A 15,973-nucleotide genomic window follows, 5' to 3' on the forward strand; every position below is an offset into this window, starting at 1 on the left:
TCCTTTCGGTAGTGCTTTCCGGTAGTGCTTTTCAGTAGTGCTTTCCGGTGCCGCGGCCGCCGCCGGGCTGGTGGTGGCCGTTTTGCAATGGGTGCGTGGCTTCCCGCGGCGCCGCTCCCCAGGCGGAGCCGAGGCGCCGCTAGTCGCCCAAGGCGATCCTCGGGTTCGCGCCGGTGTCGATGAGCATGCGCAGCTGCTTTTCGTAGAGCGTGATGCTCTCTTGGATCAGCGGCAGGTCCTTGTCATCGTTGCGGTAGAACATCGCATACTTGCTGTGCCTGTCGCGCCAGTCGCTTCCCGACAGGATGTCGATGCAGTTCCAGTCGCCGCTGCCGTAGATACGGAACCGGATGATGGAGTCATCGGTGAACGGCAGGGCGATGTTGAACGGCTCGATGATCAGGGCGAACAGGCCGGGCGTCGCCGAGTCGGGGACGTGGGACAGCAGCCGGGCCGCCCCGAGCCAGTCCGCGCGGAGCAGACCGTCGCCGAAGCTCGCCTTCCGGTCCATGTCCCACTCGCCGGCATCGGCGGAATCGCCGTCGCCGTCCCCTGCGTCGGGATCGCGGAATTTCACGCCGGCCCGCAACGTCTCGTTGTGTTCGATGCTCGCGGCGAATTTGGGAGACCATATGTACTCCGGCTTAGACGTGCCCTTGCGGAGCGTGAACGCAGGCTGGCGACTGTCCTCCGCGAGACCCTCCTGGATGGCATACACCTCCATCGTCAGGTGGAAATCGCTGCAGCCGCTCAGATGCTCGCGGATGGCGTTGCGCACATCCTCGAGGGACATGCCCTTGTGCAGGGTGACGAAATCCTCGGCGGCCCATTCGAGGTCCCAGGAGTCCTCGCCATCGGACGCGCCGTCGGCGGGCGTGCCGTTGTTGGTGTTGTTCATGTTGTTGGCGTCGTTGCTCATGATGCTCACCTTTCTGTGTGGTTTGGTTGACGTGTTGTTCGGTTGATGCGTGGTTGGTTGTGTGTGGGCCGGCCGACGCTTGGCCGGCTGGCGTGTGGCTGTGGTTACGGTGCGAGGTTTCCCTGTCCCGGCATCTCGCTGGATCCCCCGTTGCGCGGTGCCTGTATCTATTACACCACCGCGACACGCCGAGGAAAAAAGTTCGAAGAATTTTTCGGAGCGCGTCGAATGGCGCTGTGCCGGAGCGGGGGAGGCCGGGGGAATCGTGTTTCGTGGGGAGGATTTTTCGCCATGAGGGGTGGTTTCGACGATTTTCGCGGTGTTGTTTGGCGGGTGTGGCGTTCGTGGTGAAAGGGGTTCGCCATGAAGGTCGTTTTCCGACGATTCCCGCGCCCTCGTTGGCGGGCGGGATGTTCATGGTGAGGACGGTGCGCCATGAAGGGTGGTTTTCGGTCCGGCGGGTGGGGAGGCCGGGGAAATCGTGTTTCGTGGCGAGGATTTTTCGCCATGAAGGGATGCGTCGGCCGGGCCGCTTCGACCGGCTGGGGAAAATCGTGCTTCAGTGTGAGTGATTGTGTGCAGTGAAGGCCGTTGACCTGTTTCGGAAGGCGTTTCGGTGGGGTCGGGGCCGTTCGGTGTGAGCGATTGTGCACGGTGAAGGCCCTTGACCCCTGTGCAACCCGGTCTGGGCGGGGGGCAGGGCCGTTCGGTGTGAGTGATTGTGTGCAGTGAAGGCCGTTGACCTGCCTTGGAAGGCGATTCTGCGGGGTCAAAGGCGTTTAGTGTGAGCGAATGTGTGCGGTGAGCGTTCTCGAGGGCGTTTTTGGGCGCTGCCCTGGACGGCTCTGGTTATATTTTTGTCACATTTTGCGCGTTATGACGATGCTTGGAAACAGAAAACCTCAGGAATCATGCCGATTCCTGAGGTTTCTATATCGTGCGCGCGGGGGGAGTTGAAAGCTCACGGCCTTCTATCTGTAGCATGTAATCGGCGAGATAATGGGTCGTTGCGTGTTTGCGTTCTATCTCCAAGATTTCCGTGCTGGACGATGTTTGGATTGGCGGTGCACCAAAAGTGCACCGCGGTTTGCACCACGCGGTTGGGCGTGTCTTTCATCCAGCTTCTGTCGATTCTCCGGATCTACAGATGGGTGTCCCTTGACATCTAGACAGGCTGCGTTCGTGAGCGTTACAATTCCCATCCATTCAACCATTCAATCCATTCGCTCTCTCAGGAGGAGTCGAATCAACGCGCTGCGTGAGCGCTGCCCGAGCGTTCGCCTCATCGATCCCGTCGTCCATGCTGTCACGCAGCCGATTGAAGCTCTCCGGCGTAGCCGTGGCATACACGTCGGTTGTCATCTTCGCGCTAGCGTGTCCCATTGCCTTCTGGACGGCTTTCAAATCGCCAGAAGCTTGCAGGGCGAGAGTGGCGAAGGTGCTCCGTAGCGCCTTCGGCGGGTAGAGTGGCGCTCCTGCTGCTATCAGCGATTTTTTGTACCATCCGTCGTGGCGGTCCGCAATGCTTTGCTGCACGGGATATGGATAGTTCCCGTCGCCGGAGAAGACGCGGGACCCTGGGAGCCTTCCGTCAATCAGACTGGCGAGTGCGCTTTTTACGATTTCAGGCATTGGAACGATGCGGTTTCGGTTTGTTTTGGTTCCTTTCTCGTCCCATGTTCGCCCGCTTTGTGTGGCACTCTTCGTGACATGAATCTGGTTGTGGTCAAGATCCACGTCATCCACGGTTAGTGCTATCGCCTCTCCCCAACGCAGACCGCAGAATCCTAATACCAAGATGAGGACACGGTATTTTACGTCGATTTCTCCGGCACATTCCGCAATTCTTATCACTTCATCGAATGTGAAGGCCTTTGCCTCAGCTTTTCTGCGTTTCGGCAAATCTATGTCGGAGCAGGGGTTCGCGCCTCTTGGAAGAATATGGTCCTTTATGGCTAGATTCATGATTTCGTTTAGGATCGTGAATGCCTTCTCGACGCTCGATGGCGATTGCGACTTGGACAATTCGGCGACCCATGCCTGGACCTCCGAGTAACGGATGGCGTTGATCTTGCGATGACCCCAGCGAGGCTTGACGTGGTTACGCCATACGGCGTCCTCTCGTCGCAGGGTGCTGTCGGCATGGATGCCGCCACTGTGGCCCTCTCGCAGTTCTCGGTACTCCTCTTCGACGGTGATGCGCAGCTTGTCCTTGGTGATGTATGTCCCGGTGCTCATCTCCACAGTCTTCTCATCGAGAAAGCTTTGGGCGTCATCCCTTGATTCGAAACCACGCTTATGCACTCTTTCCTTCTGGCAGGTATAGAACACCTCCCATCGTTTCCCGTGCTTCGTTTTATACGATTTCACTGTCCCTCTCATCTTGTTCCGCCCCAATTCCTCATGACTTCTTCGATAACTTTCGCTCTGTCCATGCCTGACAAGTACCAGACGCCGCGTGGTCCGCGTTCCTGAAGATGAAGAAAAAGAAGCTGCCCTTGCTTTTTTGCCGCCCTTTGTACGCCATGGACGACGGTCAATCCCTGTACGCCGTATTTCGTGCTCTCCTTGGTGCAGAGCGCGAGAATCTCCGAAAAGAGACGCCAGCCTCCATTCGTTTCAAGATATGGCTTGACCGTTTTCCTCCAAAGATCTCCATAGAGGGAGCGGTCTTCTTCTGTTTCCTTTTCTCGGTCGAACCTGGCGTCCCATGCGGCATTGAACCGCATGTTTCCTTCTTCCTGGTCTTTGATTTTCTCGATGTCGCCATTCACTATGTATTCTCGGCCGTTGTGCTTCACGTGCTTAGCGTCAAGTCTCATTTCGAATGTGAGTCCCGTGGGGCTGTCATTGCTTTTTTCGACTCTTGCGAGGAGCATTTTGGCGTTTCTCCCTTTCGAGTCAGTGCGTTCTTCCGCTACAACTGATACTGCGTACCTGCACTTCGCAATAATCGTGTGTGATCCTGAATACGCCATGTTGGAGTCGCTTCTTTTTTTGTTGGTGTGGTGAACCAGTGCGATGGTTATGTGGTGTTCATGTGCGAGTTGGAGGAGAGGAGCCAGCCAGTTGTCGACATCCGTATCCTTGTTCAGATTCCCCTTGAGCCACTGCGACAGAGGATCGATAACGATGAGCTTTACATTCAGGTCTTCCATCGTCTTGATGTTTTCTTTCCGCGTTAGGGTGGTCACAAGGTTCTCGTTTTTTTTAAGAGTTGGAAGCGGGGGATTGATGGTTGCGCACTCGCAGCCGTTCTCGCGCAACGATATCACCTGCTTCTGCCTGCGATCTTCCTCTGTGAAGAAATACACCCGCGGGGTCCGTGTCCTCTCCTCTATGGGCAGCCACGAATTGTGCGGATCGGCGGGGGCGAAATGGGCTGCGATGTTGCGCATCAGTGTGCTTTTTCCGATTCCGGAATCCCCATAGTAGACGTTGAGTTCGTCCTGCATGATGATTCCGTCCCCAAGCAGGATGCTCGAATCGTCGTAGTCATACAGGAGGTCGTTGGTCTCCGGTGTTCTCCGTCGCAAGGCATCTTGGTTGGCCGATGCCGGGGATTCGTGGTTTTTCTGAGATGGTGTCATGCTGGTGCCTCTTTCGTGCGACACCGCTAGATGCTATAATGCATAGCGGAGTGGTTGTTATATCAATTCCTCGGAATCGCGACTTTCCGTCGGTGCGCGATTCGATTGAGCCGCAGCAATGCGGCTTTTTCTTTCGGCTCGGACCGTGGCTTTCCCTTACTTTTCATCCTTTCCTTTTTCGTATTCGCTGGTCGATGTGTGTGCGCATGCGTCGATCCAGTCCCTTACATCGCCGAGGCGGTACACGATGTGACGTGGTGCCAGCCTCCTGTAGATGGGGCCATCGCCGTGTTTGCGCATCTGAGCGGCACGGTTTTCCGAGAAGCCGGTTATGGCGCAGAATTCCTTCACGCTGATGAGTCGGTCTCCATCATCATTGCCGAAGTTGATTGTGGGTTCGAGCAGAGTCATGATTGTCTCCTTTGGCGGTTTCGGGTGGGGTGTGTGTTTGCAGTCTGGTATTGGGTTGCCTGCAGGTTGGTGCTGGTGTGTTGTCTTGCTCCTTTCCTGTGCGTCAAATGCTGATGCCTGGTTGCTCTGAGCCGGGCGATTCCGACGATGTGTCATTCGCGGGCGGAGCGTCGTGAAGAGCGACGGACGCAACATCGACTTCCTCGTCGGCGAGGATGCCGAACATGTCGGCGCCGCACGTATCGATGCCGGTCAGGTCGGCGCCGCGAAGATCGACGTCCTCCATCCATGCATTCCCGAAGGAGACGCGTACGAGGCGGGCGTTTCGCAGGAGCGTGCCTATCATCCATGCGCCGGTCATATCCGCATCCGCCAGACTCGCGTCGGAGAGATCCGTCGATTCCAGACTCGCGAAGCGCATGTCGGCCGCGTCCATCAGGACACCGGCCAGAAGGGAATCGTCAAGCTCTGCATGGGTGAGGCGCCCACGGAGGATGTTCGCGCCGCTCAGGTCGCAAAGATCGAGCCCTGTGTTCGTCAGATTGGCACCGGCCAGGCATGCGGAGCGAAGGCTTGAGGTGCCGAGGCGGGCGCCGGACAGGTCGGCACCGGTGAGGTTCGCCATGTCGAGGTTCGAATTGAGGAGGGAGGCCCCTCCGAGCTGTGCGCCGCTGAGGTCGGCTCCGGCCAGATCGGCATGGAAGAGACTGGCTCCGCGCAGTTGCGCGCCCCTGAGATCGGCGCCTGGCAGCACGGCCCAGTCGAGCCGGTCCTTGTTCTCCTCTGCAAGCTGACGCAGGTTCTTCGACTCGTCCGCCGCAAGGATCCTGCCGAGGACATCCCTGATGACGACCATGCTGCCTCCATTTCAGTCGCAGTCCGGTATTTCGCTGCGCGGCTGTTGGGCTGCGCCGGATTAGAGAGACCGGACGCCTGTGGTGCGAGGCGTTTCTCGTTTAGTTCGGAACATTCTTCCGCAGTACGTCCGTCTTGAAATCCAACATTACCACGAAAAACACCTTGTCAGTTTATAAAACCAACAAGAATGGCAAAATGTGATTTCTGCTTGGCCGTTGATGCCCTAATGTGCGCCGCTATTCTCGTCATCCGCTAGATTGGGGGTATGAACTCGAAGGATAAGGAACTCGGCCTGCAGCTTCTCAGAGCGCGAGAGGCAAGGCAGATGTCTCGGGATGCTCTTGCGGATGCCATGCGACGGAGAGGCAATGACTGGACGCGTTCAACGGTGTGGAGCATCGAACGCGGAGAGCGAAGCATCAAGCTGAGGGAGGCGGAAGACCTGCACAATATCCTTGACATGACCTTCGGATCTGCCGTCTCCGGGGAGAAGGACGAGAATTACGAGGACTATGCCAAGCGGAAGTGGGAACTGGAAGTCACGCTGGCGTTGGATCGTTTGAAAAACGAGTATTGGAATGTTCATGATCTCGCGGCAACGCTGAAGATGGAAGGATTCAAGGCCAGCGATGTCGAGGGGTTCAAGGGCCTCGGGCTTCATCTGTCGGTTCTCGGGCAGGCGATGGATGATTTGTTCCTAAGCGCTCCGCAGGTAGCTCGGGATATGAGCACGGAAACGTTTCTGAAGACTCTCGAGAAGTCAGGAACGTGCATCACGCCCGAAGACGAGGAGACTTTCAGCAAAGTGCTGGCGCGTAGGCAGCAGTTGCATAATATCGAGGTACGCCATATGGAGGAGAAACGCCGAAAAGAGTCTGAGAAAAAAGCCAGTGGCGAGACGGATCCGGGAGAGGGGGAGCTCTCCGATGGCGAGTGATGCTTCCCGTGATTGAGCATGTTGGGGTCTGACTGCACAATGTAGTCAGACCCCAACGTCGTTTATTGCTCTGCGGTCAGTTTGACGTAGTCGTCGAAGAGGATCTGGAGACGGGCGTCGTTGTCGTTGCGGAGCCATGCGTGGGCGCCGAAGGCGGTGTCGACGATTTTGTCGAGGTCCTGGTGGGCGCGGCGCAGGTCGGCGGGCATGAAGGTTGGGTCGTACAGGTCGGCCAGCGAGGAGCCGGGGTGGTTCGCCCGTGCCTCAAGGACGGCCTTGCCCGCGGCGATGATCGCGGAGCGCGTGGCGTCGTCGACGGGCGGAAGCGGCAGGGTGTTCCACACGAGGGTGTTGGAGAAGCGGCAGTCCGACTTCAGGCGTCCGCCGATTCCCTTCTGCCATGCCATGAACATCGCGGATTCGATGATGGCGAAGTTGAAACCATCCGGATCAACGCAGGTAAAGTTCGCATTTCCGGTTATTATTTCCGGCGGCAGCCAAGCGCAGGTGATACAAGTCCTCGTGCCCGAGAAATGGGCCGGGATACAAATGTAATTATCTTGAGGCTGCAAATTGTCTCGGAATAGCCAGGGCGTTTCGCGGTTCTTGTACGCATCTCCTGACTTGGTCGAGTGCTCCCTGAATTCCTTGCATGCGGTGATGCGTTCCTTGAGGAAACTAGATGCTCTCATGTCTCTTGAATCGGCATCAACGAGCCAGAGGCACCATCGGTCTTTTCCGTTGATGAGCTCTTCTGCGCCTTTGAATTGGCGGACGTATTTGGCGGCAATGGGGTCGGCCATCGCCTCGTCATATGCCTCTCTGGTGTTGAGAAGTAGATTGTTGCCGTCGACTGGTTTGGAACCGTACCTGCAGAGGTTGAGCCCGCTGCCCAGCGGCCCGGTTTTCTGGCTGCGTTTCTCCACGTACACGTCGGGTCCGTCGAGGAGGTATCCGTTGATGTGCCGGGGGTGCGTGGGCTCGGGCTCGCCGTCCAGCTTCCGGTAGGTGTAGAGGGTGGGCGGCGTGGTCGCGTCATCGGACTTGTCCATGCCGATGATGACGACGTGGACGTGCGCCATGTCGGTGGACTGGGCGTCCCAGCCGAAGGTGCGGTGCGCGAACCGTATACGCCAGCCGTCGTTGACGATCGGCCTGAACAGGGAGGGAACGGGCACTCCCTGGGTGATGCTGTTCGTGGAGACGAGCGCGAACTGCGCGGTCGGCTTGGTGAGGTATTGGCTGGCCTTGCGGTACCATCCGGTGGCGTAGTCGAGGTATCCGTCGTAGTCCTTGCCCCAGACGATACGCATGTCCTCGGTCTGGTCCTGGCCCTTCAGGTACTGTCCGATGAAGGGCGGGTTGCCCATGACGTAGTCGCACCGGCCGCCGGGCAGGAGTTCGTTCCAGTCGTAGCGCAGGGCGTTGGCGCAGACGATGTTGCCGGAGTCGTGCAGGGGCAGGCGGGGCTGGTCGCCCACGATGGTCGCGGTCTGGTCGAGGGCCTGCTGTTCGGCGATCCACAGGGCCGTCCTGGCGACGGACACGGCGAAGTCGTTGATCTCGATGCCGTGGAACTGGTCGATGCTCACCTTGATGGGGTTCAGGTCGTCGCCCAGGTCGAGCATTCCCTGGTCCTTGTACAGGCCGGACAGGACGCGGTCCTCGAGGCGGCGCAGGCACAGGTACGTCTCGGTCAGGAAGTTGCCGGAGCCGCACGCGGGGTCGATGAACTGCAGGCCCGCGAGGCGGTCCTGGTAGTCCTTGAGGTGCTTCCGGTGGGTGCGGTCGGTGACGGTCTCGTGCTCGATTCGGTCGAGTTCGGCGGTCAGGTCGTCGAGGAAGAGGGGGTCTATGACGCGGTGGATGTTCTTGACGGTGGTGTAGTGCATGCCGCCCATGCGCCGCTGGTCGTGGCTGAGGGTCTCCTCCATGAGGCTGCCGAAGATGACGGGGCTGATGCCGCTCCAGTCGAATCCGCGGGATGCGTCGAGGAGCGCGTCGCGGATGGGGTCGGTGAACTGGGGGATCTCGATCTGCTCCGCGTACAGGCCGCCGTTGACGTAGGGGAATCCGGCGAGCTCGGGGTCGAGGTAGGGGTCGCGCTCCCCGTCGGGCTTGTTGAGGGTGTCGAACAGGTCGATCAGGCGGCCGCGCAGGTGCGGGGCGTCCTCGGCCTCCACGAGGCGGCTGAACGAGTCGGCCTTGAACAGTCCGGCGTCCTCCGCGTACATGGCGAACACGAGGCGCACGGTGAGCACGGCGAGGTCGTGGTGCATCTTGGGTGTTTCCTCGCGCCCGCCCTCGGTGTAGCGCTTCATGAGCGCGTTGTGGAGCCGGGCGACGCGGATTCCCGCGTCCACGGACAGCTTCTGCTGGATCATGAGGCGGGAGTTCTTCTCGTCGAAGATGCCGTCGAGGGTGTTCACGTTGTCGGCGAGGTCCTCGAGGCGGAACTCCACATCCGGCCCGTGGTCGGCGCGCGGGTGCCTGTCGAGGTCGTAGATGCGGAAGGTGCCGAAGTTGCATGTGCCGAGCACGCTCGGCTTGTCGCGGGCGGGCATGTTGTCGCTGTAGCCTAGCGCCTGCTGGATCGGCGTGACCATGCGGCCCTGGCGCTTCTCGGGCTCGTCCAGGTCGACGTCCCCGGACTTCTGCTCGACGAGGAAGCGGGCGTCGGGGAACAGCACGTCGATGTACCCGCCGTTGGCGGTGCGGCGCTCGAACTCCACTTTGGAGGTGGGGTTGGGGATGTCCAGCACGTTCGCCATCAGGTCGATCCAGAACTTGGATGTTTCCTGTTTCTCGTCGCCGTGACCCTTCCACCGGTCGATGAATTGCGCGATGCGCTGCTTGCGCGACGGCCTCATGCCCTGCGCCAGCATCGATCCGGACGCGCGTTGCAGGACGCTGTCCTGCGGCGCCGCGTCGTCCCCCGCCTTGCTGCCGATACGGTCCGTCATTGGTACCCCTCTCGTCGTCGTTACGGGTCCATGATAGGCGATTCGCCGGTCCGTCGCGCGCGCCCGCGCGCGGGCGCCCCGTTCCCACGCGGCGCCCAGGCAACGGGGAACGGGAGGAAACGGTAACCGCATCGGGAAACGCGAATGCGGCCGAGGGGAAGCCCGCAGGAGGCAAGAGGGAAGGCGTCGGTGACATACCTGGGGAACTCGCCGGGGAGTTTCAAAAAGGGGGAATCGGAGATGGAGCAGGGAGTAGAATCGAGGAAAGCACACTTGTAGTCCACGCTGCCGCGTGGACCGTCGGACGCCGGAGGGAGGTGCGGGATGCGGGGAAGGATCGTCATGGGGGCGAAGCCGGCGGACAACGCGGGCGCCGGATCGATGAACTCGACGGATGGGTACGCGGCGTACCTGGCGCGCCACGAAGGCGGCACGGCGGCCAAGGCGGTGAGGGGCATGGCCGAGTACTACGGGCAGGCGCATATCGTGTCCGTATCCCCGGGCGCTGCGCCGGTCGACCTCGGGCAGGCGGACGCCAAGGCGATCCGGTCCATCCTGGAGTGGAACGATCCGGAGACCGGCGAGAGTCGCGGGCGGATCGGAAGGAACGGACGGCCGTTCTACGAGATTACGACGAACTGGCCGAAGGACTTCGATGTGGCGAGCCTGGTCAACCCGGATCTCGCGTCCGAGTACGCGCGGCTGCACAACGAGGGCAACCGGAACGTGCTCGGCTATCTGTCCGGGCGCATGTACTCGCAGGTCTGGAAGGACGGCGCGATCCACTCGTGCGGGGCGGGGCGGTTCGATGCGGTCTGCACGACGCACGGTACGAGCCGCGACGGCGACCCGGAGCTGCACACGCACATCGCCATACCGAACCGCGTGTGGTGCGAGGGCAAGTGGCGCAGCATCGACAGCTCCCGCCTGATCGCCCTGAACTGGGCGCTCCAGGCGATGCACGACGCGAAGGGCGTGTGCGACCCGTCCTGGCGGCGCGTGCTGGCCTCCCATGGCCTGACGGTCCGCGTGGACGAGAACGGCGTCGCGAGCATCCCCGAGCTCGAGAGGGCGGCGGACTTCATGAGCAAGCGCCGCAAGGCCATCAAGGAGGAAGAGGAGAGACTCACCCGGCGGTGGTGCAAGGAACATCCCGGGCAGGAACCGGACTACGCGATGCGCCGCACCCTCAACCAGATGGCCTGGGCGCGCACGCGCAAAGCCAAAGACAAGACCGGGGAAAAGGCTGCGCCCGACCGCGACAGGTGGTGGCGGGAACTGAACGACGCCGGCATCGACCTCAGCGGATTCGTGCAGCCGCGCGACGTGCCTGGCGACGCGGTGCGAGACATCGCCGAACGGCCCGCGACCGATGAGGAGAAGGCCGTGATCGTGGCGCGTGCCGTGCGCGCCCTCCAATCGGAGCGCTCCGCATGGAGCGAATGGGACGTCGACCGCCAGCTGTGGATCGAGATCTCGCGAAGCGGCCTGTGCGGCGACTCCGGGCACCTGTACTCCCTGCACGCGCAGGCGAAACGCGTCGCCATGCGGTCCATGGTCAGGCTGTCCGACCAGGCGAAGGCCGCCGCCCCGTGGGTCAGGTCGGTCACCACCCGGCACGTCATCGACACGGAAACGGAACTGACCGGCATCCTCGCCGTCAGGGGAGCCGGCGAAAACACACCCGAAGCCATGGGCGAATCCGTGGAGGGGCTCGATCCCGGCCAGGCCGAGGCCGCCGCGCAGATCTGTGGCACGGCGGCCCTGACCGTGGTACAGGGCGCCGCGGGAGCCGGCAAGACCACCATGCTCGCAGCATGCCGCCGGGAACTCGACGCCAGGGGACGCAGGCTCCTGATACTCACCCCGAGCGGCAAGGCCGCGAAGGTCGCCGCCAGGGAGACCGGGGCGGAGGCATGGACCGTGCACAAGCTGCTCGCCGCGCACGGCCTGACATGCGACGACCTGGGGACATGGACGGACGGCGACCTGCACGAACCGCGTCCGGGAAGCATGTATGCGCTGAGCGTCGACGACGTGATCGTCGTCGACGAGGCCGGCATGCTCGACCAGGAGACCGCCCTGCGCCTGCTGCGCCTCGCGGACAGGTACGGGTGCAAGGTCGCCCTTGTCGGAGACGAAAGGCAACTGTCCGCCGTCGGACGCGGCGGAGTGCTCGGCATCGCCGCCCGCCACGCCCGGTCCGTCGTCGAAATGACCCAGATCCACCGCTTCCACGACCCCGAATGGGCGCGCGTCACCCTCGGCATCCGCGACTGCAAGGACCCCGCGGCCATGGCATCCCGGCTCACTGGCGGCAAAGACGTGGCGGACGCCGCCGGCGGGCACGCCGTCTGGCTCGGCGAGGACGGCGAGGTCGTCGACTACCTCGCCCGCGCATGGGCCGACGATCCCGGCCTGCTGATCACCTGCACCACCAACCGCCAGGCCGACCTCGTGAACGAGACCATCCAGCGGGAACGGATGGAGGCCGGAAGCCTCGGCGCCGATTGGATCGGATGCGCGGGCGACGGCGCAGTGCACGCCGGGGACCGCATCCAGACACGTCTGAACGATGCCTCGCTGGGCGTCGCAAACCGCGAGACCTGGACCGTGACGGACGTCCGCGCCGACGGCATCACCGCCACGGGCGACGACGGACGATCGGTTCGCCTGCCCGCCGGATACGTCAGCGAATGGGTCCGGCTCGCCTACGCGGTCACGACATACGGCGCCCAGGGCGCGACCGCGAACGCATCGATTCACTGGGCCGACGGATCTCGCGCCGACGCGGCCGACGTCTACGTCGGACTGACCAGAGGACGGGCCGACAACCGGCTCGTCCTGACGGCGGCCGACCAAGCCCAGGCGCGTGACACGCTCCGGCAGATACTCTCCCAATCCCGCGCCGACCTCGGCGTCGCCCACGCCAGTCGCGAACTGGAGGAAAGCCTGCCGTCCCTGCCCGAATACGACCTCCCGTGCATCCTCGGCACGGACGGAGAGATCCTCGTCGAGGGCAAGCCGGGACAGAGCCTGCGCCAGCTCGTCGAAGAGAACAAGATGGGCCTGGCGAGGGCGTCCCTGTGCGGATGCGACCTCAGCGGCATGGATCTCAGTGGCGCCGACCTGCGCGAGGCCGACCTGTCGGAATCGAATCTGTATCAGGCTGATCTTAAATGGGCGGTACTCGATGGCGCGACCATGCGGGGCGCGGATCTTGGAGACTCCAGGCTCGAACGGGCGCACTTGTGCGAGGCCGATCTCGGGGATGCGACCATGCGGGGCGCGGATATGCGCGGCGTGTGCCTCGATCGCGCCGACATGTCCGATGCCGACATGAGCGATGCGGATCTCTCCGGTGCCAGTCTCAGGGGCTCGGCTCTCGATGGCGCGACCATGCGGGGCGTGGATGTCACGGACGCGGACTTCCTGCGGGCGAGGATGTCCGGGACGGATCTGACCGGCGCATGCCTCTGGGTCCAGGGGCATCGTTATCCGGTGGAGGCAAGCGACTTTGACCGTGCATATGCCGACGAGGCGATTCTCGGTGAAAAGTTCGACACCCCGGCCATGGAACAGGGCCAGCAGATCGAAACTCCGGGTATCTGACTCGCCCGGTTCTCGCGCCGAACAAATCCGGAACGTATCCGCCCATGCGTCGCCGTGCCAGCCCATGACATCGTCCCATGCGGATTCCCGCCAGCGTTCCGAGCCTGTTCTTCTAGATCCAGGGCGCGTTAGCCCTGGATCTTCGAGGGTGGTTCGGAGGGGCTCGGCCCCTCCGGCATGGTCGATCGCCATCGACCATGCATCTCCAGAGAGGATTTATTCTAAGGATCGATTGAATAGTTAGGCGGTTACTGGGTTTGGAGCTGAATCAATTACGTATCAATCGAACCAATAGGCATTCTCGGATCTTTGGAGATTGCCATATCCATGCTCGTTCGTGGTTCTTCGAACCTTAAACGGCTCCGTGGGGGGAAGAGGATTTCCGCCGTGCACCAAAAATGCACCGCGGGCGGCCCTGGATATGCAAAAACCCTTGGAACCATCGTGATTCCAAGGGTTTGAATCGTGCGCGCGGGGGGAGTTGAACCCCCACGGCCTTAACGGCCACTGGCACCTGAAGCCAGCGCGTCTACCATTCCGCCACGCGCGCAAACATATGGAAGAATAGCACCGCTTGCGCAGGAATGCAATTTCTCGACGATTTTCCCGTCGTCGGCGTGTCGTGTCGGCGTGTCGTATCGGCGTGTCGCGGTGTCTCCTTGGGTTTGTGGCGGGTGAATTTCCGACGGTCTGGCGTTCTTGGAGCGATCGCGGACCTTCTGAGCGAACGTTTTGCCTGATACTCTGGCGCCAGACGTGGATGCACCGATGAAAGCGGGGAACGATGAGCGAGAACCGTGCCGAAGAACAGCGTGTCGATTGTGCCGACGGCGTCAATCGTGCGGATTGCGGCAAGCTTGCCGAGGCGACCTCCGCGCAACTGGCCTTCGCGCAACAGGCTCCCATTCGCACCCCGCAGTGGCGCGCGGCCGACTCCGCACGCACTGACCGCGCCGCCGCCCCCGCCGCCGCCACATCCACCCCCGCCTTCGACACCACCATCTGGCGCGTCGTCGGCAACCCGCTCGCCGCTCCGACCGGGCACGGCGCTCTTGATGGCCTTGGCGTGGCGGTCAAGGATCTTTTCGCGGTCAAAGGCTTCGCCATCGGCGCGGGCAATCCGCGGTACCTGGCCGATTCGGCGCCGCAGTCCGAGAGTGCGCCGGCAGTCCGCCGCCTTCTCGACGCCGGCGCGCATGTGGTCGGCATTGCGCAAACCGATGAATTCGCGTATTCCCTGGCCGGCGCGAATGTGCATTACGGCACGCCGCCGAATCCGCAGGCGCCCGGCCGCATCAGTGGCGGCTCCTCGTCGGGGCCGGCCGCGGCCGTGGCAACGGGGCAGGCCGACATCGGGCTTGGCACGGACACGGCCGGGTCGCTGCGCATCCCGGGGTCCTACGAGGGCCTGTGGGCCATTCGCACGACGCATAACCGGGTGCCGCGAACCGGCGTGCATCCGCTGTCCGACTCCTTTGACACCGTGGGCGTGCTCGCACGCGACGGCGCTGTGTTCACACGCGCTGTGGATGCGCTGATGCCGGAGCCTGACTCCATATCCGCGTTCGATGTGCTCGCCGACGGAGGGCTTGCCGTGGCGCCGGCGCTTGATGCCGATGTACAGCCGGATGTGGCCGAAGTGCTCGAGGCGTTCCGCGATGCCGTGCGGCGATATACCGGCGGCGGGCGCGACGCGAATGGCAGTGCGAGCGATGACGCGAGTGACGTCGCGAGTTCACCGATGGGCGGCGCGAGGCAGGAGTGCGGCCACACTATAAAAGAGCCGTCCGCTTCGCCCCGCATTGCCATCTCGAAAATCTCCGGCATGGACGTCGACGAGTCGGATCTTGACGAATGGGAATCCATTTTCCAAGTGGTGCGCGGCTATGAGGCGTGGCAGGGCAACGGCGCATGGGTGCGCGGCCATATGGATGCCTTGGCTCCTGAGATCGCTGCGCGCTTCGAGCGCGATTCGCATATTGTGGAGCGCGACTACATTGCTGGTCTCGAGCGCTTGGAAACGGCGCGCGCGGAACTGCGGGGGAGCTTGGGGAATCGTGTGCTGCTGATCCCCACCGCCTCCTCCGTTGCGCCTCCGGCAGATGCCGCACCGGAGGCGAGGGCGCAGATCGCGAAGGCGCGTGCCGATACGATTCGCCTGACGTCTCTTGCAGGCGTTGGCGGGCTTCCGGCGCTGACGATTCCGCTGCTGACGCACGATGGCTTGCCGTGCGGCGTGTGCCTTGTGGGTCCTGCGGGTTGTGACCGCACTCTATCTCGGGCGGCGGTGGAGCTGCTACGGGAGCTTGTGCGCTGACGCGCGCCGCGGCGTGATGGCATGGGGCCCGGGGTGGTGGTTTCGCCGGAGGTGGGTGCGGCTATATGGAGTGTGGCCACACGACACGCCGAACCGCCGCATGGTTCGAGGCGTGTCGTTTCTGCCGCCGGCAGGAGTTTGGCAAAGCTGACGTCGACGATTTATAGTAAAGACAAACCTCGGGTGACGATGCTCGGGGCACGGAGATGACGATAGGGCGATTTGTGGAGAGGGAACCCTGAACGTAGACGGCAACCCTGCCAGGTCTCAGGATATGAATCTTCGCGCGATCGGTCGGATGAGTGGTCGTCCGGGCGCTTGTGTGTGCTTCCCGTTGCGTCTCCCGAGAACTAAGGAAAAGGAGAC

The 15,973-nt window shown here is 62.2% G+C and carries 9 protein-coding genes and 1 tRNA gene; 3 read left to right on the plus strand and 7 right to left on the minus strand.

What is annotated here, in order from left to right; all coding sequences use genetic code 11:
• Positions 1-139: 139 nt before the first annotated feature.
• The 5 genes from PSRA_RS06310 to PSRA_RS06330 all read right to left on the minus strand — a co-directional run bounded on the left by PSRA_RS06310 (position 140) and on the right by PSRA_RS06330 (position 5,776).
• A complete protein-coding gene (locus tag PSRA_RS06310) occupies positions 140-919 on the minus strand; it encodes a hypothetical protein (protein WP_094661063.1) in 780 nt (259 codons plus the stop codon).
• 1,206 nt (positions 920-2,125) lie between these two features.
• Positions 2,126-3,223, minus strand: a complete 1,098-nt coding sequence (locus tag PSRA_RS06315; protein ID WP_158216346.1) for a tyrosine-type recombinase/integrase — start codon at positions 3,221-3,223, stop codon at positions 2,126-2,128.
• Between the two features lie 74 nt (positions 3,224-3,297).
• Positions 3,298-4,509 carry an AAA family ATPase gene (locus tag PSRA_RS06320; RefSeq protein WP_094661065.1) on the minus strand — a complete coding sequence of 404 codons (1,212 nt, stop codon included), beginning with the start codon at positions 4,507-4,509 and terminating at the stop codon, positions 3,298-3,300.
• 156 nt (positions 4,510-4,665) lie between these two features.
• Complete coding sequence (locus tag PSRA_RS09385; protein ID WP_094661066.1) at positions 4,666-4,920, minus strand: helix-turn-helix transcriptional regulator; 255 nt, start codon at positions 4,918-4,920, stop codon at positions 4,666-4,668.
• Between the two features lie 103 nt (positions 4,921-5,023).
• Entirely contained in the window at positions 5,024-5,776 is a 753-nt protein-coding gene (locus PSRA_RS06330; RefSeq protein WP_094661067.1) for a pentapeptide repeat-containing protein, read from the minus strand.
• Between the two features lie 267 nt (positions 5,777-6,043).
• On the opposite strand from PSRA_RS06330, the gene PSRA_RS06335 reads away from it, so the two are divergent.
• Complete coding sequence (locus PSRA_RS06335) at positions 6,044-6,715, plus strand: helix-turn-helix domain-containing protein (RefSeq protein WP_143516368.1); 672 nt, start codon at positions 6,044-6,046, stop codon at positions 6,713-6,715.
• Positions 6,716-6,777: 62 nt separating this feature from the next.
• Here the strand turns inward: PSRA_RS06335 and PSRA_RS06340 are convergent, their stop codons facing one another.
• Positions 6,778-9,585, minus strand: a complete 2,808-nt coding sequence (locus PSRA_RS06340) for a DNA methyltransferase (RefSeq protein WP_094661089.1) — start codon at positions 9,583-9,585, stop codon at positions 6,778-6,780.
• A 435-nt stretch (positions 9,586-10,020) separates the two neighbouring features.
• On the opposite strand from PSRA_RS06340, the gene mobF reads away from it, so the two are divergent.
• A complete protein-coding gene (gene mobF, locus PSRA_RS06345; RefSeq protein WP_158216347.1) occupies positions 10,021-13,290 on the plus strand; it encodes a MobF family relaxase in 3,270 nt (1,089 codons plus the stop codon).
• A 466-nt stretch (positions 13,291-13,756) separates the two neighbouring features.
• Here mobF and PSRA_RS06350 read toward each other — a convergent pair.
• Positions 13,757-13,840: transfer RNA gene (locus PSRA_RS06350), tRNA-Leu, on the minus strand.
• 234 nt (positions 13,841-14,074) lie between these two features.
• Here PSRA_RS06350 and PSRA_RS06355 point away from each other — a divergent pair.
• A complete protein-coding gene (locus tag PSRA_RS06355) occupies positions 14,075-15,607 on the plus strand; it encodes an amidase family protein (protein ID WP_094661070.1) in 1,533 nt (510 codons plus the stop codon).
• Positions 15,608-15,973 lie beyond the last annotated feature (366 nt).

Origin of the sequence: Pseudoscardovia radai, assembly GCF_002259605.1 — a bacterium.
In the GTDB taxonomy this organism is placed as follows: Bacteria; Actinomycetota; Actinomycetes; order Actinomycetales; family Bifidobacteriaceae; genus Pseudoscardovia; species Pseudoscardovia radai.